We start from the raw sequence: 21724 nt of genomic DNA, 5'->3' as shown, positions 1-21724 counted from the left end.
ACGGGCATGCGGGTAAGGCATGGTCAGGATTTTCATGTGCGTATGAATCCGCCGGCTAATTGCTGGCGGTACCGACATCACGAGAGCGCCGTAAAAACTCTCGCCAGAGGGGCCCGGCACCAGGGTTCATCGCGGCAGGATGTCAAAAGCCGCGATAGGGGCTGTTTTCACCGAAGTTGCCCTCCGCGTCAAGAGGCAGGGTGCCGCATCGCCCTCAACGCATGTGCGCGACCGCGGTTCCCCTATTTTATGCCGGCGCCCTGTACCAAGACCCGTCTGCGTTCCTATATTCGCCGCACAGTGATTTGCCAGAAGGAGCCGTCCATGACCGAAACGCACATCGATCCCGCCCTCGTCGAATGGACCGGCCTCAACGGCCTGCCGCGTTTCGATCGTGTCAGGGACGAGGCCTTCGCCGCGAACTTCGATGCGGCGCTGGCGGCGCATGATGCGGAGATCGACGCGATTGCGGGCAATCCGGAGGCGCCGACCTTCGAGAATACGGTGGTTGCGCTGGAAATTGCCGGTGACCAGCTGTCGCGCGTTTCCGCGCTGTTCTGGAGCCGGGCGGGCGCCAATACCAACGACCTGATCCAGGCGCTGGAACGCGACATTGCGCCAAAAATGTCGCGGCACTATTCGAAGATCGGTACCAATGCCGCGCTGTTCCAGCGCATCGACGCGCTGTGGGAAGGCCGCGAGGCGCTCAATCTCTCGCTGGAGCAGACCCGCGTTCTGGAACGGCACTGGAAGGGGTTCGTGAAGTCGGGCGCCAAGCTGGAAAAGCCGGAGCAGGAGCGGCTTTCGGCGATCAACGAGACATTGGCCGGGCTCGGCGCGAAATTCGGCCAGAACGTGCTCGCCGACGAGAAGAGCTGGGTGCTGTTCCTCGACGAGGGCGATGCGCTCGACGGCCTGCCGGATTTCCTGAAGGACGCCATGGCGGCGGCGGCGCGCGAGCGCGGCCAGCATGGGCGTTACGCCGTCACGCTGTCGCGCTCGATCATCGAACCCTTCCTGACCTTCTCGGCGCGCCGTGACCTGCGCGAACAGGCGTTCCGCGCCTGGGTGGCGCGCGGCGAGAATGCAGGCGAGACGGACAATCGCGGTATCGTCAAGGACACGCTGGCGCTGCGGGCGGAAAAGGCGGGTCTGCTCGGCTACGAGAATTTCGCCGCGCTGAAGCTCGACAACACCATGGCGAAGACGCCCGACGCGGTGAACGGGCTGCTCATGCAGGTCTGGGAAAAGGCCGTGGCGCGGGCGCGGGAAGAGGAGGCGGATCTCGCGGTGCTCGTTGCCGATGAAGGGCGCAACCACCCAGTCATGCCCTGGGACTGGCGCTATTATGCGGAAAAGCTGCGGGCGCAGAAATTCAACTTTTCCGAAGCCGAGCTGAAGCCCTATCTCCAGCTTGAAAAGATCATCGACGCCTGCTTCGACGTGGCCGAGCGGCTGTTCGGCATCCGCGCGATCGAGAAGAAGGATGTGCCGGTCTACCATCCGGATGTGCGGGTCTTCGAAATCCGCGACCGCGAGGACAGGCTCGTCGCCATGTTCCTCGGCGATTATTTCGCCCGGTCCTCCAAGCGCTCGGGTGCGTGGATGAGCTCCTACCAGAGCCAGCACCGGCTGCCGCTTGCCAACGGCTCGGTCGGCGAAATCCCGATCATCTATAATGTCTGCAACTTCGCCAAGCCCGCCGAGGGCAAGCCGGCGCTGCTGTCGATCGACGATGCGCGCACGCTGTTCCACGAATTCGGCCATGCCTTGCACGGCATGTTGTCGGACGTCACCTATCCGTCGGTGTCGGGCACCGGCGTGTCGCGCGACTTCGTCGAACTGCCCTCGCAGCTTTACGAGCACTGGCTGACGGTGCCGGAAATCCTGACGCGCTATGCGGTGCATTATCAGACCGGCGAGGCGATGCCGGCCGCGCTGCTCGACAAGGTGCTGGCCGCCCGCACCTTCAATTCCGGCTTCGCGACGGTGGAATTCACCTCCTCGGCGCTGGTCGACATGGCGTTTCACACGCGCGGCGCCGTCGACGATCCGATGGCGGTGCAGGCGCAGGTGCTGGAAGAGATCGGCCTGCCGGCGTCCATCGTCATGCGCCATGCCACGCCGCACTTCCAGCATGTCTTCTCCGGCGACGGCTATTCGGCGGGCTATTACTCCTACATGTGGTCGGAGGTGCTGGACGCGGACGCCTTCGCCGCCTTCACCGAGACCGGCGACGCCTTCAACCCGGCCATGGCCGAACGGCTGAAGACCTATATCTACGCCGTCGGCGGCTCGGTCGATCCGGAGGACGCCTACAAGGCCTTCCGCGGCAAGCTGCCGAGCCCGGAGGCGATGCTGGAGAAGAAGGGGTTGGCGGCTTAAGGACGCTCCTCTTCCGCGAACAGTTGCAGCCCCCACCAACGTCATCCTCGGGCTCGACCCGAGGATCCACATTCGCGGCGTGCTGGAGAATGGATGGTCGGGTCAGGCCCGACCATGACGACGGAGGGGTTTGAGCGTGTCGCGCACAACGCGTTGGCTGCGCCGGCCGTCATCGTCCCGTCACCGAACTTTCGGTGAATCGTCATCATCCCGTTACCGCTCTGACATGGCGAAGACTCATGGTCTGCCCGCCTGGCGTTTCGATTCGGGGTCAGGCCGGAGGTGGCATGGCGATTGTTCCCGAGACGCTGACGCGGCGCTCGTTTCTTCTGACCGCAGGGGCAGGCGCGCTTGCGGCCTCTTCGGCACTGGCGGTTCCCTATTATGCGCGACGCCATGGCAGCCCGGTCTTTTCCCATGGCGTGCAGTCCGGCGATGTCGATTGTTCGTCCGGCATGGTCTGGGCGCGTGTCGACCGGCCGGCGGAAGTGACGCTGGAATATTCGACGACGGAGAGTTTCCTCGACGTGGCGCGCCTGCCGCTGCAGAAGGCGACGATCGGCTCCGACCATACCGTGAAGGCCATGCTGCAAGGCCTGCTGCCGGATCAGGACATTTTTTATCGTTTCACGGCAAGCGATCCCTATTCCAGCCACCTCGTTTCCGAGCCGGTGGTCGGGCGTTTCCGCACGGCGCCCATGCGCAACAGGTCTGTGCGTTTCGTCTGGTCGGGCGATACGGCCGGGCAGGGCTGGGGCATCGACGATGTCGGCATGAAGACCTATTCGACAATGCTGCGCCACGAGCCGGATTTCTTCATCCATTCCGGCGATACCGTCTATGCGGACGGGCCGATCCCCGACGAGATTCCGCTGCGCGATGGCACGGTCTGGAAAAACCGCATCGTCACCGATGAGAAGCGCACGGTGGCGCGCACGCTCGACGAATTCCGAGGCCAGTGGAAATACAATCTGCTCGACGATCACCTGCTCGCCTTCAACACAAAGTGCCCGACCTTCTTCCAGTGGGACGATCACGAGGTGCTGAACAACTGGTCGGAATCGAGCGACCTGTCCGGCGACCGGCGCTATCCGGAAAAGGATATCGGCGTCTACGAGGCGCGGGCGCGACGCGCCTTCCACGAGATGACGCCGATCCGCTACTTCCCGACCGAGCCGGGCCGCATCTTTCGCAAGGTCGCGTACGGGCCGCTGCTCGACGTGTTTTTCGTCGATCTGCGCTCCTATCGCAGCCCCAACCGGGGCGGCACGGAAAACGGCCTGTTCGGTTGGCGGCAGGCGGACTGGCTGCGCCGCGAGCTTGCCGCCTCACAGGCCGTCTGGAAGGTCATCGCCTGCGACATGCCGCTCGGCCTCGTCATCTGGGACGACTATGCCAACAGTCTGGGTTACGAGGGTGTGGCGGACGGCCTCAATGGCCCGCCGGCGGCGCGCGAGCGCGAGATTGCCGACCTGCTCTCCTTCATGCGCGACAATGCGATCCACAATGTCGTGTGGTTGACGGCCGATGTGCACTATACGGCGGCCCATCATTACGACCCGTCGCGGGCGAAATTCCAGGAGTTCAATCCGTTCTGGGAATTCGTTTCCGGGCCGCTGCATTGCGGCACCTATGGCCCGAAACCGCTCGACAGCACGTTCGGCCCGGAGGTGCGTTTTATCAAGTCGTCGAAGGGCGGCATCGACAGCAACCTGCCGCCATCGGCCGGCCTGCAATTCTTCGGCCTCGTCGACATCCACGGCGCAAGCGAGGAGATGACCGTGCGGCTGATGGACCGGGAGGATCAGGAACTCTGGCGCATCACGCTGCCGCCGGTGCGTTCGTCGTGAGGACGAGCCCTGCGTCAGGCGGACAAGAGAGTTGCATCCCGCCCCTTTCGCATTTGCGGAAAAACATGTAAGAGCCCGACCATTGAAGACGGCGCCCTTATACCCTGCGCGCCCCGAACCTCAGAGATTACACCATGTCTATCCGCAATATCGCGATCATCGCGCACGTCGACCATGGCAAGACCACGCTCGTTGACGAGCTTCTCAAGCAGTCCGGCTCGTTCCGTGAAAACCAGCGCGTCGCCGAACGCGTGATGGACTCGAACGATCTCGAAAAGGAACGCGGCATCACCATTCTCGCCAAGGCGACTTCGGTGGACTGGAAGGGCGTTCGCATCAACATCGTCGACACGCCCGGCCACGCCGACTTCGGCGGCGAAGTCGAGCGCATCCTGTCGATGGTGGACGGCGCCATCGTTCTTGTCGACTCGTCTGAAGGCCCGATGCCGCAGACCAAGTTCGTCGTCGGCAAGGCGCTCAAGGTCGGCCTGAAGCCGATCGTCGCGATCAACAAGATCGACCGTCCGGACGGCCGCCACGAGGAAGTGTTGAACGAGGTCTTCGACCTGTTCGCCAATCTCGACGCCACCGACGAACAGCTCGACTTCCCGATCCTGTACGGTTCGGGCCGCAACGGCTGGATGAACGTCAATCCGGAAGGCCCGAAGGACGAAGGCATGGCGCCGCTGCTCGACCTCGTGCTGAAGCACGTGCCGGAGCCGACGGTTGCCGAAGGCCCGTTCCGCATGATCGGCACGATCCTCGAAGCCAACCCCTTCCTCGGCCGCATCATCACCGGTCGCGTCCATTCCGGCTCGATCAAGCCGAACCAGGCCGTCAAGGTTCTCGGTCAGGACGGCAAGATCATCGAAAGCGGTCGTATCTCGAAGATCCTCGCCTTCCGCGGCATCGAGCGCCAGCCGATCGACGAAGCCCATGCAGGTGACATCGTCGCCATCGCCGGCCTTTCCAAGGGCACCGTCGCCGACACGTTCTGCGATCCGTCGATCTCCGAGGCGCTGAAGGCGCAGCCGATCGACCCGCCGACCGTCACCATGTCCTTCATCGTCAACGACAGCCCGCTGGCTGGCACTGAAGGCGACAAGGTAACGAGCCGCGTCATCCGCGACCGTCTGTTCAAGGAGGCCGAAGGCAACGTCGCTCTGAAGATCGAAGAGGCTGAAGGCAAGGATTCGTTCTACGTTTCCGGCCGCGGCGAACTTCAGCTCGCCGTCCTCATCGAGACCATGCGTCGCGAAGGCTTCGAACTGGCCGTGTCGCGTCCGCGCGTCGTCATGCACACGGACGAGAACGGCACCACCATGGAGCCGATCGAAGAAGTCGTCATCGACGTCGATGAAGAGCATTCCGGCGTCGTCGTGCAGAAGATGTCCGAGCGCAAGGCCGAAATGACGGAACTGCGTCCGTCGGGCGGCAACCGCGTTCGCCTGAAGTTCCTGGCGCCGACCCGCGGCCTGATCGGCTACCAGTCGGAACTCCTGACCGACACGCGCGGCACGGCGATCATGAACCGCCTGTTCCACGACTACCAGCCCTTCAAGGGCGCGATCGGCGGCCGCGTCAACGGCGTGCTGCTGTCGAACGGTTCGGGCGAAGCCGTCGCCTACGCCATGTTCAACCTGGAAGACCGCGGCCCGATGATCATCGAGCCGGGCGAGAAGGTCTATGCCGGCATGATCATCGGCATCCACTCGCGCGACAACGATCTCGAGGTCAACGTGCTGAAGGGCAAGCAGCTCACCAACATCCGCGCCGCCGGCAAGGATGAAGCCGTGAAGCTGACCCCGCCGATCCGCATGACGCTCGACCGCGCGCTGTCGTGGATCCAGGACGACGAGCTGATGGAAGTGACGCCGAAGTCGATCCGTCTGCGCAAGATGTTCCTCGACGCCAACGATCGCAAGCGATTCGACAAGCAGCGCGCTGCCGGCGCGGCATAAGCTGCCTCTTCCCGAAACGGGACATTTTGAACCCCGGCCCCCTGAAATATGAGGGCCGGGGTTTTTCATGTGTGTGCCATCGTTTTACGGCTTGTGACGTTTGTTAAAAAAGCGTTAACTTTTCCACGTGCCATCCGGAACTCGCCTGTGGGCAATGGATGCCTTTGCATGGTGCGGGATTCCGGTGGAATCGGTGCGGGAATAAGAGTGGTGTTATGAAAACACTGTCGATTGATGTGCGGCGCGCCGAGCCGCAGGACGCGCGCGCGATATCCGAAGTGCACCGGGTGTCGTGGTTGCAGGCCTATGGCGGCCTCATTCCGCACATTCCGCTCAACCAGATGGTCGATCGGCGGGGCGAGACCTGGTGGCGCAAGGCGACTCGCGGGCCGGCGACCCTTCTCGTGCTGGATGTCGCCGGTACCGTGGCAGGCTACGCCACGCTCGGCCTCAATCGCGCCCGCGCCCTGCCGCAGGAAGGCGAGATCTACGAATTGTATCTGCGCCCGGAATATCAGGGCATCGGGCTTGGCCGGCTGCTGTTCGGCGAGGCGCAGCGGCTTTTGAAGTCGCTCGGCTGCAACGGCCTGATCGTCTGGTGCCTGGAAGATAGCGAACATGCCGACCGCTTCTTCCGCTCCGCCGGCGGCCGCGACATTGCCGAAGGCATGGAGAATTTCGGCGACAAGGAACTGAAGAAGGTCGGTTTCGTCTGGCCCTAGGCTATTCTGCCCTCCCGGGCAGATAGCGCATCGGTTCTCCCGCCAGCTTTCCCCGTTTTCCATGCCATTGCGGTTCGCTGACGCCGCAGGTGAAATCAAGCGCTTCCTCGTCCGCGACCGTTCGAGCGAGCGTGTTGGCGTCCTTGTTTTCCAGCGCATCGACATAGCCGACGACGCAGCTTGTCGGGTTTTCAGCGGTTGCGACCGTCGCGACGACGAGGACCTGGCCGTAGCGTGTCGTCACGTCGCTGGTGGTTTCCGGGTCGGAGACGAACCAGCGGACGATGGTCGCGACCAGCCTGCCATTTGTGCCCAGACGCCATTCGATCGTCGCGTTGGTGTGGTTGAACGGTCCGAAACTCTCGAAGGCCTCGTCGAGCCAGACCTTGCTGATCGGGCCATAGGCCTGGCTCTGCCGCAGGTCACCTTCCTTGAAATAGACCCCGACATCCTCGTAGCCGTCACATTGCAGGGTGACGCTCGGCCCCTCATCGGTTTGCGAGAGCGTCTTGCAGGCATCGAGGTTGCGCTCGGAATAGGCGCTTTCGTTTGCTTGCGCGAGGCTCGTGGCGCAGGCGGCGAGGGTTGTCGCGAGAAGAAGAGCTGTCAGGCGCATGGGGTATCCTCCGGTCCTGAGAAGACGAAACACAGCAGCGGTCTATTCGTCTCCGGCGAAAGTCATGTTGCGCTGCAACGGGATTCGCATTAGGAAGCCCGCAATCAACCCAGTGCACTGAGGGAGCCCCCATGCGTATCGATGCGATTTCCGTTGGCAAGAACCCGCCGGACGACGTGAACGTCATTGTCGAGGTGCCAGTCGGCGGCCACCCGATCAAGTACGAAATGGACAAGGAAGCCGGCGCACTCGTCGTCGACCGTTTCCTCTACACGCCGATGACCTATCCGGGCAATTACGGCTTCGTGCCGCACACGCTGTCGGAAGACGGTGACCCGATCGACGTGCTGATCGCCAACACGCGCCCGCTCGTTCCGGGCTGCGTCATCAATGTACGCCCGATCGGCGTGCTGGTGATGGAAGACGACGGCGGCAAGGACGAGAAGATCATCGCCGTGCCGGTGCCGAAGCTGACGCGCCGCTACGACAAGGTCGAGAACTACACCGACCTGCCGGAAATCTCGCTCAAGCAGATCGAGCACTTCTTCTCGCACTACAAGGATCTGGAGCCCGGCAAGTGGGTGAAGATCGCCGGCTGGCAGGACGTCAACGTCGCCAAGAAGATGATTCTCGAGGCTGTCGACCGCTACAACGCCCAGAAGTAAGCGGTCTGCTGCGGGGCGCCCGGCGCGCCGCCGCATCCCTCTTTCGTCATGGTCGGGCCCGACCCGGCCCTCTGCTTATGCAGAGGATTCTCGGCTCAAGGCCGAGGATGACGCGGTGGACGGGGTGGGGCTTGCCGCCGAATACGCCATTGCAACGCATACGCGTTGCCACGAGACACAAAAAATCCTCCGGGTCGTCGTCGATCCGGAGGATTTTCGTTTTCGGGTATCGCTGCGCCTGCGATCAGGACAGAAGTGCCGGCGCCAGCACGCTGCGGATCACCTGCTCCAGGAAGAACAGGATGACGAGCACGACGAGCGGCGACAGGTCGACGCCGCCGAAATTCGGCAGGATACGGCGGATCGGGCGATAGATCGGTTCGGTCAGCTGGTAGAGCGAGCGGCCGATGGTCGCGATCACCTGATTGTTCGCGTTGATGACATTGAAAGCGTAGAGCCAGGAAAAGATCGCCGAGGCGATCACCAGGAACCACGCAATGCTGATGATGAACAATAGGGTGTTGATGACCGCTATCATTGACGTCTCCAATTGGTTTCGTCACGACATGTAGCCATTGCAGGCCCCGCCAGCAAGGCCGGGCTTCATGGGGTGCGGCAACATGTTTAATGCCGGGCCTCAGCCCGCGTGGAAGATCCGGTCGAGGAAGGCCGTCATCCAGAGGCGCAGGCGCGCGTCGTAGAGCAGTCGCCCATCGAGATGGGCGCGGCCGACCTGGGCACCGGGCAGCTCGAAACGGTGCGCGCCGCGCACGACCCAGCGATGCATCATGGCAAGCGTCAATTCACCGTGGAACTGGATGCCCCAGGCATTGTCGCCATAGCGGAAGGCCTGGTTCTCGTAGTGGTGGCCGGTGGCAAGCAGCGTCGCGCCAGTTGGCAGGTCAAAACCCTCGCGATGGAACTGGTAGACCATCTCCGGCCAGGGCATCAGCGCCGTGCCGGCCTCGGTGGCATTGAGTGGATACCAGCCGATCTCCGTCCAGCCGTCCTGATGGCCGAACACCCTGCCGCCGAGATTTTTCACCAGCATCTGCGCGCCGAGGCAGATGCCGAGGAACGGTTTGTTCTCCGTCAGCGGCACCGAGAGCCAGTCGATCTCGCGCCGCACATAGGCTTCATCGTCATTGGCGCTCATCGGCCCGCCGAAGACGACGGCGCCGGCATGGTGTTCGAGTGTGTCGGGCAAGGGATCGCCCAGCACGGGGCGACGGATATCCAGCGCGTGACCCATCTGCTGCAGGATCTGGCCGACACGGCCGGGGCTGGAGGTCTCCTGATGCAGCACGATCAGGACCGGTTGCCTGCGGCTTGGATTTCGCGGGACATCGAGCATGGCTCAGGCTTCGTCCTGTTCCTCTTTTTCCCCGGTTGCCCCCACACGCCCGGCCACTTCCTGCCGCTTCATGATGCGCTCCCGGCCGGAGACGCCCATCAGGTCGGCAATGCGCCAGATAGCGTGATCCTCCATCTCGCTGCGCTCGCCATCGGCATAGACGATCTCCCAGAGCAGGCCGATCAGATCGATGCGCTGCTCCTCCGAAAGCTGGCGTTTCAGCTCGGAGGTGAAGCGGAAGAAATCGATCGCCTCGCTCTCGGCATCCGTGCCGGCGGCGACGAGGGCATCGAGTTCCGCCTCGTCGACACCGTAAAAATCCTTGAAGCGGGCGCACAGCGCCTTCTTCTCGACCTCAAGCACCTTGCCGTCCGCCTCCATCACCTGGATGCACAGCGCCATGACGGCGACACGCGGGTCATCGGCGGCGAAGGCCGGCTTGTCGTCGCCACCTGAGAGGCTCGCAAGGAATTGCTGCAAGCGTTCGAACATCGATTTTTGCCCCGTTCCCAAAACCCTCAGAACAGCCTGAAGCCGCTCGTGCCGTCTCGCTTGACGACGCCTTCCTTGACGCCCGGATCGTCGGGCAGGCCATAGAAGGGACGTTCTTCCTCTTTTTCTTCCACCGTCTCCGCCTTCACCTTTTCCGGCGTCTTGGCCGGTGTAACGGTCTTGACGGGGATCGGCTCGACCACCGTGGCGACCACGACGGGCGCCTCGGCTTCCGCCTTCTCGACGGTCACCACCTCTTCGACCACAGCAACCGGTTTCGCCTCGATGGCGAGCGGCGGCAAGGTGCGAATGGCCTCGTCGACGGCATCGCTCGAGCCTTCTTCGACCGGTCCCTGCAACTCGCTGACCGGTGTCTTCCATTCGAAGGCATCGAGGCGGCCAGTGACGGGCGAGACGGCGTGCCATTCCGGCGCCGTGACGCCGTCGGCGGTCCAGGCCGGATCGCGCGGCGCCTTCAGCGCCTGGTTCATCCAATGGCGGATGCGGCCCTGGTCGCCGGTCTCGGCATCCTCGATGTCGGCGAGCAGCAGGAAGGCGCTTTCCCGCGGCGAAAGCCGTGCGGTGGCCTCCGCCTTGGTGCGGGCGAGCGCGAAGTCGCGGGTTTCCAGCGCGGCTTCGGCAACGGCATAGAGCGCCTCTGCATTGTTCGGCCGGAGCGCTTCCAGCTTTTCCGCCCGCTTCAGCCGGTCGGAGGCGGAATCGCCGCTGCGGGCGCGGACATAGAGTTTTGCCACATCGCCGTGCGCCGTCGCCTTCCAGAGCTTTTCGAGGATGGTGGCGGCCTTGCGCAGATTGTCCTCGCGCAAATAGGCCTTGGCCTCGATCAGGCCGGCCGGCACGAAGTTTTCGTCGAGCTTCAGCGCCTGGTGCGCATCGTCGCGGGCACCCTTGGGATCGGCGTCGAGTTTCGCGGCGGCGCGGGCCGTCAGCAGGACCGCCTTGCGGCGCGCATGGGCCTTCTTCTCTTCGGGCGAGCCGGAACGGCCGTCACCGAGGAGTTTCAACGCCTCGTCCCAATCGCCGGCGGCGGAGCGGTATTCGAGCGCTGCTTCGGTCGCCCAGGGGAGCTGCGGCGCCTTTTCGGCGGCGCGCTCGGCATATTGCCGGGCGGCCTCGTTGGCGCCGAGGCGGCGGGCTTCGAGATAGAGACCGCGCAGGCCAAGCTCGCGGGTCTCCGGATCGTCGGCCATCAGCTCGAATTTTTTGCGCGCGTCGTCATAGCGGCCTTCGATCATCGCCGCCTGTGCTTCGAGCAGGTGGATCAGCGGCTCCTGGTCGGCGCTGAGCAGGCCCTTCGTGCGGCCGAGCATCTTTCGCGCACCGGCGGCGTCGCCGGCACCGGCGGCGATCAGGCCGGTCGACAGCGCCTGGTAGCCGCGGTCACGCTTGCGGGCACGAAAATAGCGCTGAATCGAGTGCGGCGAGGTCCAGATAACGCGCACGATCCACCAGGAGAACATGACTGCGGCGACCAGCGACACGACGAGCGTGGCGGCGACCATCAGGCTCATATCGGCGCGCTGGCCCTGCCAGATGATCGACAGTTCGCCGGGACGATCGGCAAGCCAGGCAAAGCCGGCGGCAAGGGCGAGAACGAAGAGAGCGAAGACCAGAATACGAATCATGAACTCTTCTCCTCAGCCCTGGTTGCCGGTGGATGTACCGGTCATGGCGCCGGAAACGACGGCGCCGATCAGGCCTTCGACGGTGACGCGCTGGTCGAGCGTGCGCTTGTAGTCGGCTGCGGCGGCCTGGCCGGTCTCCGGCAGGGTCTGCCACTCGATCTGCGCGCCCTTGAAATCGCCGTTCTGCAGCTTGGTCTCGATGCGGGCGACGATCGCTTCGGGGGAATCCCCCTCGACCGTGCCGACCGGCCGCACGCGGATCGCCGAAGCGGCGCTCGACATCAGGCGGGTGAAGATGCCCTGGTCGCCCTCCGGCTGGTGCACGGCGTCGAGAACGCTGTCGGCGGTCTTCTGGAAATCGCGCACGAGATCGGAGCGCGACGGCACGCCGATGGCGGCATGTTCGCGCAGGCCCGCGACGGACGGGTCGTCCGGCACGATGCTGGCGAAGGCCTCGAGTTCGGCGAGATAGGGCCCGCCGCGGTCGATCGCGGTCTTCAGGGCGCTGGCGGCCACGGCGCGGGCCATTTCGATGTCGCTGCGCGGTTCGTCGAGCTTCTGCTCGGCGGCGGCGATGCGTTCGCTGAGCTGGGTTTCGGTGGAGCTGACCGCCTCGGTGGTGCGCGCAACGGCTTCGCGCAGCGCCGCCAGTTCCGTCGTCAAGCGGGTGACGTCGCTCTCCAGCTTGGTGACAGCCTCCGGCGCCGCACCGGCGGCACCTGTGCTGCTGCCCGCCGCGGTTTCGAGCGCCGCGATACGGGTTTCGATCGGCTGGAGATCGACCGGGCTGGCGGCCGTGCTTTCCGAAAGCCGGGTCTTCAGCGCCTCGATTTCGTTGGAAAGGGCGGTGACGGCGCTGGTGTCGCTGGTGCGCTCCGGGCCGAGTGCCGGCAGGTAGCCGCCATATTGCAGGCTGCCGGCGCCGAGAAGCGCGATCAGGCCGCCGAGAATGCTGGCCGCCAGCATGCCGGCATTGCTCTTCTGCGGCGGTGGCGGCGTTTGCGCGCGGGCTGGCTCCTCATAGGTCGACCGGGCCGGTTCGACCGGCTCCTGCTTTTCCTCGACGGTTTCGGGCTCGGCGGTGACGGTTTCTTCCCGCACGGTTTGCTCGGTTACCGGTTCCTCGTTGGCCGTTTCCGGCGTCGCGGTCTCGGTTTCGGCCTTTTCCTCGGCCGCGAGCGCTTCGTTGCTCACGGAGGCGGGAACCGCCTCCAGGTCGATGGTCACAGGTTCATCGCTGGCCTTCTTGCGACGGGACGGGGTTTCCGGTTCCATGGCGAGCTCCTCGCGTTCATGTGCATTGCATTAAACGTAGACAGGGATGGCAGAGAGGGAAAGACCCTTGCGGTAAATTCATCCGTCGCCGTCTGCGCTTAGAGCAGATCGAGCAGACTTTCCTCATTGGGCGCGATGGCAACGACCGTCAGGGCCGCAAAGCGCTGCGGCACGCCCCGCGCGACATTTGGGCTCATGCAGAGCATGAGCGTCGACAGAAAGCGCTCCGGCATTTCGATCAGCGGCGGCAGTTCGAAGAAGGTGCGGGCGGTTTCCCGCGAATAGAACAGCACCGCATCCGGCACCGGCCGAAGCAGGGCTGCCTCCGTTTCGCTGCGTTTCGGGATGCGGGGCGCCATGCGGTAGCATTCCACCGTGCGGAAGGGGATGCCTTCCTCCTTGAGGCGGGCTTCGAAGGCGGGCGCGCGCGGATTGCCGGCAAGATAGAGGATCGGTTCGGCCGGCATGCCGAAATCCCGGCAATGCCCGATGATCATGTTGGCCAGATCCCGGCCGTCGCCCTCGGGGGTCAGCACCGTGCGGAAACCGGCCTCTCCCGCCGCCTGCGCCGAGGCGCGGCCAACGGAGAAGACGGTGGTCAGGAGGTGGCGGTCGAGTGTCTCGCCGACCATGCCGAAAAGGCGGGCCACTTCCGCGCTGGTGATGGCGATCGCCGAATGGCGCACCGCAAGGGCGGATTTCAGGGCTTCGACGTCGTGCTCCGGCGCGGCGAGCGACAAAAGCCGCGTCTCATGGCCGAGCGCCTCGAGCTTGCGTGCGGTGCGTACCGCCGCGTTTTGCGGGCGTGTGACGACGACCTGCACGGATCAGCCCCAGCTTTCGAAGAAATCCGCTCCCGCCTTGTCGCGGATCGCCTGGCCGGCGTCTTCGCCAAGCTGTCCGGCATTGCCGGCCGGGCCGCTGGTCTCGATCTCGTGGTAGCGGCTGCCGTCGGGCGTCAGGATCATGCCGCGGAACTGCAGGTGTTCGCCCTCCTCCGTCGCATAACCGGCGATCGGCGTGCGACAGGAGCCGTCGAGCGTGGCGAGGAAGCCGCGTTCGCAGGTGACGGCGGCGCGCGTCGCCCGGTCGTCGATGGCGGCGAGCAGGCCGTTCACCTGCGCGTCGCCGGTGCGGCTCTCGATGCAGATCGCGCCCTGGGCCGGGGCGGGCGGGAAGGAAACGGGGTCGAGGATTTCCGTCGGCACGTCGAGTTTGCCGAGGCGCTTGAGGCCGGCATAGGCGAGCAGCGTCGCATCGGCCTGGCCTTCGGCGAGCTTGGCGAGGCGCGTATCGACCTGGCCGCGGAAGACGATGACGTTGATGTCCGGCCGTAGCCGGCGGATCAATGCCTGGCGGCGGAGCGACGCGGAGCCGACCGTGGCGCCCTGCGGCAGGTCGAGCAGGCGTTTTGCCGCACGGCCGATGAAGGCGTCGCGGACATCCTCGCGCGGCAGGAAGGCGGAAAGATGCAGGCCGTCGGGCAATTTCGTCGGCATGTCCTTGGAGGAATGCACGGCGAAATCGAGTTCGCCGGAGGAGAGCTGCGCCTCGATTTCTTCGGTGAACAGGCCCTTGCCGCCGATCAGCGCCAGTGAACGATCGGTGATGCGATCGCCTTTCGTCGAGAGCACGACGATCTCGAACATCGCTTCCGGCAGGCCATGGGCCGCCATCAGGCGTGACCGGGTCTCGTGGGCCTGGGCGAGCGCCAGCGGGCTGCCCCGCGTGCCGATCCTGAAAGGTTTTGTTTGCATCCGCCGTAATCCGTTGTTACCGGGATGTCTCGTAACCGGCTTTAGAGCCGCCCGCAATCAATCCTAGTGCTTCATGTCGTCTCAATTGACCATTCTCGGCATCGAAACGAGCTGCGACGAGACCGCCGCTGCCATCGTCGTGCGCGATCCGGACGGGAAGGGCGAGATCCTCGGCGAAGTCGTGCTGAGCCAGCTCGAGGAGCACAGCGCCTATGGCGGCGTGGTGCCGGAGATCGCGGCGCGCGCCCATGTGGAGGCGCTGGACAGCCTGATTGCCGAAGCGCTTCTGCGTGCCGGACGCTCGCTCAAGGATGTCGATGCCATCGCCGCGACGAGCGGGCCGGGGCTGATCGGCGGGCTCATCGTCGGGCTGATGACGGGCAAGGCGATCGCCCGCGCCACCGGCAAGCCTCTCTATGCCGTCAACCATCTGGAAGGCCATGCGCTGACGGCGCGGCTGACGGACGGGTTGTCCTTTCCCTATCTGATGCTGCTTGTCTCCGGTGGCCATACCCAGCTCGTGCTGATCCGTGGCGTCGATGACTACGAGCGCTGGGGCACGACGATCGACGATGCGCTGGGCGAGGCCTTCGACAAGACGGCCAAGCTGCTCGGCCTGCCCTATCCCGGTGGCCCGGCGGTCGAGCGCATGGCGAAGACCGGCAATCCGGAACGCTTCACCTTTCCGCGCCCGCTCGTCGGCGAGGCGCGGCTCGATTTTTCCTTCTCCGGCCTCAAGACCGCGGTGCGCCAGGCGGCGCAGTCGATCGAGCCGGTGACGGAACAGGACATCGCCGATATCTGCGCCTCCTTCCAGCGCGCGGTGTCGCGCACCCTGAAGGACCGCATCGGCCGTGGGCTCGAACGGTTCCGCATGCTCTATCCCGATGTGGGGACACCGGCGCTGGTCGTCGCGGGCGGCGTGGCGGCGAATGCCGAACTGCGGTCGACGCTGCAAACGCTGTGCGACAAACACAAATTCCGTTTCATCGCGCCGCCTCTGGCGCTGTGCACCGACAATGCCTCGATGATCGCCTGGGCGGGACTGGAGCGCATGGCAGCCGGCTTTGCGCCCGATGACCTCGCCGTCGCGCCGCGTTCACGCTGGCCGCTCGACCGCGAGGCGGCGACGATGCTCGGATCCGGTAAACGGGGAGCCAAGGCATGAGCATCACCCCGCAGATCGCCGTCGTCGGAGCCGGCGCCTTCGGCACGGCACTGGCAAGTGTTGCCGCGGCGAGCGGCGGCGACGTCACGCTGATCGGCCGCGATGCCGCAGCCGTCGAGGTCATGCGCGCATCGCGCCGCAACGAGAAGGCCCTGCCGGGCATCGACCTGCCGGAAGCGCTGGCCTTCAGCGCCGAGGTTGAAACCGTTCGTGGTGCCGGCATCGTGCTGTTTGCCATGCCTTCGCAGGCGCAGCGCCAGGCGGCGCGCGACCTGGCGCCCCTGCTGGCGCCGGGCACGGCGGTCGTCATCTGCGCCAAGGGCATGGAAAAGGGCACCGGCCGGCTGCTGACGGATGTACTGGAAGAAGAGTTGCCCGGCCGCGAGATCGCGGTGCTGTCCGGCCCCGGCTTTGCCGCCGATATCGCACGTGGCCTGCCGACGGCGATGGTCATCGCCGCGCGCACACCGGAGATCGGTGCGGCCTTGGCGGCCCTGTCCGGGCCGACCTTCCGGCTCTATCCGTCGACGGACCGGATCGGCGTGCAGCTTGGCGGCGCGCTCAAGAACGTGCTGGCGATCGCCTGCGGTATCATCGAGGGCGCCGAACTCGGTGATTCGGCGCGCGCCGCGTTGATTTCGCGCGGGCTTGCCGAACTGTCGCGCTTCGTTGCGGCACATGGCGGGGAGGGCGGCACGGTGACGGGGCTTTCCGGCCTCGGCGACCTCGTGCTGACCGGCACCAGCCACCAGTCGCGCAACCTGCGCTTCGGCATCGCGCTCGGCCGCCACGGCACAGCCACCGGCTGGTCGGGCGATCTGGTCGAGGGCGCTTTTGCCGCCTCGGTTGCCGCCGGCGTGGCCGTGGACAAGGGCATCGACATGCCGATCACCGATGCGGTCGCCCGCATCATCGACGGCACGCTCGACGTGAAGACAGCCATCGGGCAGTTGATGACGCGCCCGATCACCCAGGAATAGACAGGAAGGATTGTTCATGCATTTCGCATTCATCTGTCAGGACAAGCCCGGCGCGCTTCAGGTGCGCCTCGATACACGGCCGGAACACGTCGCCTATCTCAACGACCTCAATGCGGGCGGAAAGCTCGCCTTTGCCGGTCCCTTCCTCGGTGACGACGGCAAGCCGACCGGCAGCCTCGTCGTGGTCAAGGCCGAGACGATCGAAGAGGCGCGGCAGATCGCCGACAACGATCCCTATGCCAAGGCGGGCCTGTTCGCCTCCGTCGAGGTGAAGGCCTGGAACTGGGTCTTCAACAATCCGGAGGCCTGAGACGCATGGCATACTGGCTCTACAAGTCCGAACCCTTCAAATGGTCCTGGCAGATGCAGAAGGATGCCGGCGAGGCGGGCACCGAATGGACCGGCGTGCGCAACTATCTGGCGCGCAACCACATGCGGGCGATGAAGATCGGCGACAAGGGCTTCTTCTATCATTCGAATGAAGGGCTGGAGATCGTCGGCTTCACGGAAGTCTGCGCGCTGTCGCATCCCGATTCGACGGCCGGCGAGGATCCGCGCTGGGATTGCGTCGATATCCGCGCGGTGCAGGACATGCCCAAGCCGGTGACTCTGAAGGACATCAAGGCCAATCCCAAGCTGTCCAACATGGCGCTCGTCACCTCCATGCGCCTGTCGGTGCAGCCGGTGACCGAGGACGAGTGGATCGAGGTCTGCCGCATGGGCGGTCTTTCCAAGCCGCCGCTCTGATGTTTCGTCTTTTTTGTTCGTCGCATCGTCTTTCCGAAAATCCGTATCCCCTTTTCGGGGCGATGCTTCGGTGAAAACCGCGCCCGACGTCTTCATCCGCGAAAACACCGACGTGTCGTCGCCGCCGCATGTGCCGGAGGTCAGGCTCAGGCTTGCCACCGAGGCGCATGAGCTGTGGCTGAAGACGGAGGAGGAGCTGGAGGCGATCGGCCTGCCGCCACCGTTCTGGGCCTTTGCCTGGGCCGGCGGGCAGGGGCTTGCGCGCCATGTACTGGATCATCCTGCTCTCGTGGCGGGGCGGTCCGTGCTGGATTTTGCCAGCGGCTCCGGCCTCGTCGGTATTGCCGCGCGCCTGTCGGGCGCCTCATCCGTGCTGGCGGCGGATATCGATCCCTGGAGCGGAACCGCCATCCGGCTCAATGCGGCGCTCAACGATGTCGCGCTCGACTATACCGTGGAGAACATGGTTGGCCGGGACGAGGGCTGGGATGTCGTTCTTGCCGGCGACGTCTTTTACGACCGCGCCTTTGCGGACGTGCTCATCCCGTGGTTTGCCGCCCTTGCGGCGCGTGGCGCCATGGTGATCGTCGGCGATCCCGGCCGCGCCTATTGCCCGCGCGAGCGCATGGAAGCGCTCGCCAGCTATACGGTGCCGGTCACGCGGGCGCTGGAGGACAGCGAGGTCAAGAAGACCACCGTCTGGCGGTTCAAGAGCCCGGCCGGATGACGCAGACGCCGGCTTCCCAGGAGCAACCGTCCTGGCCGGGCGTAACCGTGATGACCTTGGGGCCGCGGTTTTCGACGAACGGCGCGTCGATCAGGGTGTCGTAGTAACGGTCCCTGTCGATGTAGAAATACAGGCCGTTGCCGGGATCCCGGTAGGCCGAGATGGCGCCGCCATAGAAGTTGCGATCCTGCCGCCAATTGCGGTCGCGGTGACGTTCCACCCGGCGATTGTCGTAACGCTGCCGGTCGCGCGGGCGCCAGTCGCGACGCTCGTGCCGGTCGCGCTCCGTGAGTGTGCGTCCGCTGATGTCACCACCGTCCGACCAGCCGATGCCGGGCTGCTCGTCGCGGGCGTTCGCGGCCGTCATGCCGCCTGCCACCAGTGCCAGCGAAAGCACTAGAACTTTCGTCGCACGGGGTACTGAAAACAGAGTCATTCTGTCCTGCCTTTCGGATTACGCTTAACAAATCCTTAACGGCAAGATGGGGCACGGACGGGCAAAAGTCACGGATTCGGTTATGAATTTTGGCGTTATCGTTAATTGGCCGAAAGCGTCTCGAAATGGCGCAAACGGTGATCGCCGTATAATCGATTAAATTCATTTTGCAGTGCAATGAGGCTTGTGGTCCCGCCTTCTGGTGAGTAAGTGTCGCAATCACTACATTGTGCACAACATACTGCAATTCCGGAGAAAATTTGTCCAGTTTTTGGCTCTCCGGGGTTCCGTGAGGTTCAGATGGCGAATGTCACTCGAAGCCGGCCGCTCTCGCCGCATCTCCAGGTCTACAAACCGATCCCGACGATGGTCATGTCCATCGTGCACCGCATCACCGGCGCCGCCCTTTACTTCGGCACCGTGCTGGTCGCCTGGTGGCTGATTGCCGCCGCGTCCGGCGAGGCCTATTTCGGCTGGGTCAACTGGTTCTTCGGCACGCTGATCGGCCGTCTCGTGCTCTTCGGTTATACCTGGGCGCTGATGCACCACATGCTGGGCGGGCTTCGCCACTTCATGTGGGACATGGGCCATGGCTACGAGAAGAACTTTTCCACCAAACTCGCCATTATCACTCCGGTCGTCTCCGTCGCCCTGACGGTGCTGATCTGGGTGGTCGGCTACCTGGCCCGCTGAGGAGAGCCCCATGGACATGCGCACGCCCCTCGGCAAGGTTCGCGGCCTCGGCTCGGCAAAGGACGGCACGGAGCATTTCTGGCGCCAGCGCCTGACGGCCGTCGCCAACGTTCCGCTTCTGCTGTTCTTCGTCGGCTTCCTCATCTGCTACAACGGCGCTTCCTTTGCCGAAGTGACCGCAGCGCTGTCGAACCCGATCGTCGCCGTTCTGATGGTCCTTGTCGTCGTCTCCGGCCTCATCCACATGAAGCTCGGCATGCAGGTCATCATCGAGGACTATGTGCATGCGGAAGGCATCAAGATCGGCCTCCTCATACTCAACACCTTCTTCGCGATCCTGGTCGGTGGGCTCTGTCTTTTCGCCGTCCTCAAAATCGCTTTCGCAGGATAATCCATCATGGCAGCGATCTCCTCCCCGGCGGCCAACGGCAAGGCCTATACCTATGTGGACCACTCTTTTGACGTGATCGTCGTCGGCGCCGGCGGTGCAGGCCTGCGCGCCACGCTCGGCATGGCCGAACAGGGTCTCAAGACGGCCTGCATTACTAAGGTCTTCCCGACGCGTTCGCACACCGTCGCCGCCCAGGGCGGCATCGCGGCCTCGTTGCAGAACATGACGCCGGATAGCTGGCAGTGGCACCTTTACGACACCGTCAAGGGCTCCGACTGGCTCGGCGACGTCGACGCCATGCAGTATCTCGCCATGGAAGCGCCGAAGGCGGTCTATGAACTCGAGCATTACGGCGTGCCCTTCTCGCGCAACGCCGAAGGCAAGATCTACCAGCGCCCGTTCGGCGGCCACATGCAGAACTATGGCGAAGGCCCGCCGGTGCAGCGCACCTGTGCCGCCGCCGACCGTACCGGCCATGCCATCCTGCACACGCTCTACGGCCAGTCGCTGCGTCACAATGCAGAATTCTTCATCGAATATTTCGCGCTCGACCTGATCATGTCGGCCGACGGTCGCTGCACCGGCGTCGTCGCCTGGAACCTCGATGACGGCACGATCCACCGCTTCGCCGCCAAGATGGTGGTGCTGGCGACCGGTGGTTACGGCCGCGCCTATTTCTCGGCCACTTCGGCCCATACCTGCACGGGCGACGGCGGTGGCATGATCGCCCGCGCCGGCCTGCCGCTGCAGGACATGGAATTCGTGCAGTTCCACCCGACCGGCATCTATGGCGCCGGCTGCCTCATCACTGAGGGTGCGCGCGGCGAAGGCGGTTATCTTGTCAATTCCGAGGGCGAGCGCTTCATGGAGCGTTATGCGCCGTCGGCCAAGGACCTCGCCTCGCGCGACGTCGTCTCGCGCTGCATGACCATGGAAATCCGCGAAGGCCGCGGCGTGGGCAAGAACAAGGACCACATCTTCCTGCATCTCGATCATCTCGATCCGGCCGTGCTGCATGAGCGCCTGCCGGGTATTTCCGAGAGCGCGAAGATCTTTGCCGGCGTCGACGTGACGCGCGAGCCGATCCCGGTTCTGCCGACCGTGCACTACAATATGGGCGGCATTCCCACGAACTATTGGGGCGAAGTGCTGAACGCCGACAGCCAGAACCCGGAGCGCATCGCGCCCGGTCTGATGGCAGTAGGCGAAGCCGGTTGCGCCTCGGTGCACGGCGCAAACCGCCTCGGCTCCAACTCGCTGATCGACCTCGTGGTGTTCGGCCGCGCCGCCGCCATCCGCGCCGGCCAGGTGATCGACCGCGTCGGCCCGATCCCGGCGCTCGATATCGCCGCCTGCGACAAGATCATGGATCGTTTCGATCGTCTGAGGAACGCCAATGGCGGCACGCCGACGGCGATCCTGCGCGACAAGATGCAGCGCACCATGCAGGACGACGCGGCCGTGTTCCGCACCCAGGAATCGCTCGAAAGCGGCTGCAACCGCATGACGGCGATCTGGAAGGAAATGCCGGACATCAAGGTCACCGACCGTTCGATGATCTGGAATTCCGACCTCGTCGAGACGCTGGAGCTGGAAAATCTGATGGCCAACGCCATCACCACGGTCTACGGCGCCGAAGCGCGCAAGGAAAGCCGCGGCTCGCATGCCCGCGAAGACTATGTCGACGGCCCCTTTGCCGGCCGCGACGACGTCAACTGGCGCAAGCACACACTCGCCTGGGTCAACGAGGCGGGCGACGTCACGCTCGACTATCGCCCGGTCCATACCGACCTTATCGCCGACGGGATCGATCCCCAGAAGATCGCGCCCAAGGCTCGCGTCTACTGATACCGAGGAGA

22 protein-coding genes are annotated in these 21724 nt (G+C 64.5%); 13 read left to right on the top strand and 9 right to left on the bottom strand.

The annotated features are described in order from the left end of the window. Positions 1-324 precede the first annotated feature (324 nt). The 4 genes from GR138_RS20685 to GR138_RS20670 all read left to right on the top strand — a co-directional run bounded on the left by GR138_RS20685 (position 325) and on the right by GR138_RS20670 (position 6918). The gene (locus GR138_RS20685; RefSeq protein WP_160861164.1) at positions 325-2385 is read left to right on the top strand and encodes a M3 family metallopeptidase; all 2061 of its coding nucleotides are present in this window, start codon (positions 325-327) and stop codon (positions 2383-2385) included. Positions 2386-2672: 287 nt separating this feature from the next. Continuing rightward, the gene (locus tag GR138_RS20680; RefSeq protein ID WP_160861163.1) at positions 2673-4235 is read left to right on the top strand and encodes an alkaline phosphatase D family protein; all 1563 of its coding nucleotides are present in this window, start codon (positions 2673-2675) and stop codon (positions 4233-4235) included. A gap of 134 nt (positions 4236-4369) precedes the next feature. After that, positions 4370-6196: a translational GTPase TypA gene (gene typA, locus GR138_RS20675; RefSeq protein WP_160861162.1), complete on the top strand. Its 1827-nt coding sequence runs from the start codon at positions 4370-4372 to the stop codon at positions 6194-6196. Positions 6197-6411: 215 nt separating this feature from the next. After that, a complete protein-coding gene (locus tag GR138_RS20670; protein ID WP_160861161.1) occupies positions 6412-6918 on the top strand; it encodes a GNAT family N-acetyltransferase in 507 nt (168 codons plus the stop codon). A gap of 1 nt (position 6919) precedes the next feature. Here the strand turns inward: GR138_RS20670 and GR138_RS20665 are convergent, their stop codons facing one another. Next, the gene (locus GR138_RS20665) at positions 6920-7534 is read right to left on the bottom strand and encodes a hypothetical protein (protein WP_160861160.1); all 615 of its coding nucleotides are present in this window, start codon (positions 7532-7534) and stop codon (positions 6920-6922) included. Between the two features lie 131 nt (positions 7535-7665). Between GR138_RS20665 and ppa the strand changes: the two genes are divergently transcribed. Next, the gene (gene ppa / locus GR138_RS20660; protein WP_160861159.1) at positions 7666-8199 is read left to right on the top strand and encodes an inorganic diphosphatase; all 534 of its coding nucleotides are present in this window, start codon (positions 7666-7668) and stop codon (positions 8197-8199) included. 244 nt (positions 8200-8443) lie between these two features. On the opposite strand, the gene GR138_RS20655 is transcribed toward ppa, so the two are convergent. The 7 genes from GR138_RS20655 to hemC form a co-directional block, all read right to left on the bottom strand. Continuing rightward, positions 8444-8737, bottom strand: a complete 294-nt coding sequence (locus GR138_RS20655) for a YggT family protein (protein ID WP_069060745.1) — start codon at positions 8735-8737, stop codon at positions 8444-8446. Positions 8738-8836: 99 nt separating this feature from the next. Beyond that, positions 8837-9553 carry a glutamine amidotransferase gene (locus GR138_RS20650; protein WP_160861158.1) on the bottom strand — a complete coding sequence of 239 codons (717 nt, stop codon included), beginning with the start codon at positions 9551-9553 and terminating at the stop codon, positions 8837-8839. A 3-nt stretch (positions 9554-9556) separates the two neighbouring features. Then, the gene (locus GR138_RS20645) at positions 9557-10045 is read right to left on the bottom strand and encodes a tellurite resistance TerB family protein (RefSeq protein WP_160861157.1); all 489 of its coding nucleotides are present in this window, start codon (positions 10043-10045) and stop codon (positions 9557-9559) included. Positions 10046-10071: 26 nt separating this feature from the next. Next, entirely contained in the window at positions 10072-11691 is a 1620-nt protein-coding gene (locus tag GR138_RS20640) for a heme biosynthesis protein HemY (RefSeq protein ID WP_160861156.1), read from the bottom strand. Positions 11692-11703: 12 nt separating this feature from the next. Further along, positions 11704-12966: a COG4223 family protein gene (locus GR138_RS20635; RefSeq protein ID WP_160861155.1), complete on the bottom strand. Its 1263-nt coding sequence runs from the start codon at positions 12964-12966 to the stop codon at positions 11704-11706. Positions 12967-13064: 98 nt separating this feature from the next. Continuing rightward, positions 13065-13790, bottom strand: coding sequence for a uroporphyrinogen-III synthase (locus GR138_RS20630; protein WP_160861154.1), 726 nt, complete (start codon positions 13788-13790; stop codon positions 13065-13067). Between the two features lie 3 nt (positions 13791-13793). After that, positions 13794-14723, bottom strand: a complete 930-nt coding sequence (gene hemC / locus GR138_RS20625) for a hydroxymethylbilane synthase (protein ID WP_160861153.1) — start codon at positions 14721-14723, stop codon at positions 13794-13796. A 73-nt stretch (positions 14724-14796) separates the two neighbouring features. Here hemC and tsaD point away from each other — a divergent pair, with 73 nt between their 5' ends. From tsaD to GR138_RS20600, 5 genes are all read left to right on the top strand, one after another. Further along, positions 14797-15891 (top strand): tRNA (adenosine(37)-N6)-threonylcarbamoyltransferase complex transferase subunit TsaD, encoded by a 1095-nt coding sequence (gene tsaD, locus GR138_RS20620; protein WP_160861152.1) that lies wholly within the window; start codon positions 14797-14799, stop codon positions 15889-15891. Next, positions 15888-16871: an NAD(P)H-dependent glycerol-3-phosphate dehydrogenase gene (locus GR138_RS20615; protein WP_160861151.1), complete on the top strand. Its 984-nt coding sequence runs from the start codon at positions 15888-15890 to the stop codon at positions 16869-16871. The genes tsaD and GR138_RS20615 overlap by 4 nt, the downstream gene beginning before the upstream one ends. A gap of 16 nt (positions 16872-16887) precedes the next feature. Further along, on the top strand, positions 16888-17181 hold the full coding sequence (locus GR138_RS20610; protein ID WP_160861150.1) for a YciI-like protein: 294 nt from the start codon (positions 16888-16890) through the stop codon (positions 17179-17181). Positions 17182-17186: 5 nt separating this feature from the next. Next, a complete protein-coding gene (locus GR138_RS20605) occupies positions 17187-17618 on the top strand; it encodes an EVE domain-containing protein (protein WP_160861149.1) in 432 nt (143 codons plus the stop codon). A 70-nt stretch (positions 17619-17688) separates the two neighbouring features. Then, on the top strand, positions 17689-18345 hold the full coding sequence (locus GR138_RS20600; protein WP_160861148.1) for a 50S ribosomal protein L11 methyltransferase: 657 nt from the start codon (positions 17689-17691) through the stop codon (positions 18343-18345). Here the strand turns inward: GR138_RS20600 and GR138_RS20595 are convergent. Then, positions 18326-18781 carry a hypothetical protein gene (locus GR138_RS20595; RefSeq protein ID WP_160861147.1) on the bottom strand — a complete coding sequence of 152 codons (456 nt, stop codon included), beginning with the start codon at positions 18779-18781 and terminating at the stop codon, positions 18326-18328. The genes GR138_RS20600 and GR138_RS20595 overlap by 20 nt on opposite strands. Before the next feature lie 300 nt (positions 18782-19081). Here GR138_RS20595 and sdhC point away from each other — a divergent pair, with 300 nt between their 5' ends. From sdhC to sdhA, 3 genes are read left to right on the top strand one after another with little or no spacing between them, the layout of a single operon-like run. Next, the gene (gene sdhC, locus GR138_RS20590) at positions 19082-19474 is read left to right on the top strand and encodes a succinate dehydrogenase, cytochrome b556 subunit (protein WP_160861146.1); all 393 of its coding nucleotides are present in this window, start codon (positions 19082-19084) and stop codon (positions 19472-19474) included. 10 nt (positions 19475-19484) lie between these two features. Continuing rightward, a complete protein-coding gene (gene sdhD / locus GR138_RS20585; RefSeq protein WP_160861145.1) occupies positions 19485-19865 on the top strand; it encodes a succinate dehydrogenase, hydrophobic membrane anchor protein in 381 nt (126 codons plus the stop codon). A gap of 6 nt (positions 19866-19871) precedes the next feature. Continuing rightward, a complete protein-coding gene (gene sdhA, locus GR138_RS20580) occupies positions 19872-21713 on the top strand; it encodes a succinate dehydrogenase flavoprotein subunit (RefSeq protein WP_160861144.1) in 1842 nt (613 codons plus the stop codon). Positions 21714-21724 lie beyond the last annotated feature (11 nt).

Source organism: Shinella kummerowiae, from assembly GCF_009827055.1.
GTDB classification, from domain to species: Bacteria; Pseudomonadota; Alphaproteobacteria; order Rhizobiales; family Rhizobiaceae; genus Shinella; species Shinella kummerowiae.
This window is presented reverse-complemented; position numbering and strand designations above follow the sequence as displayed.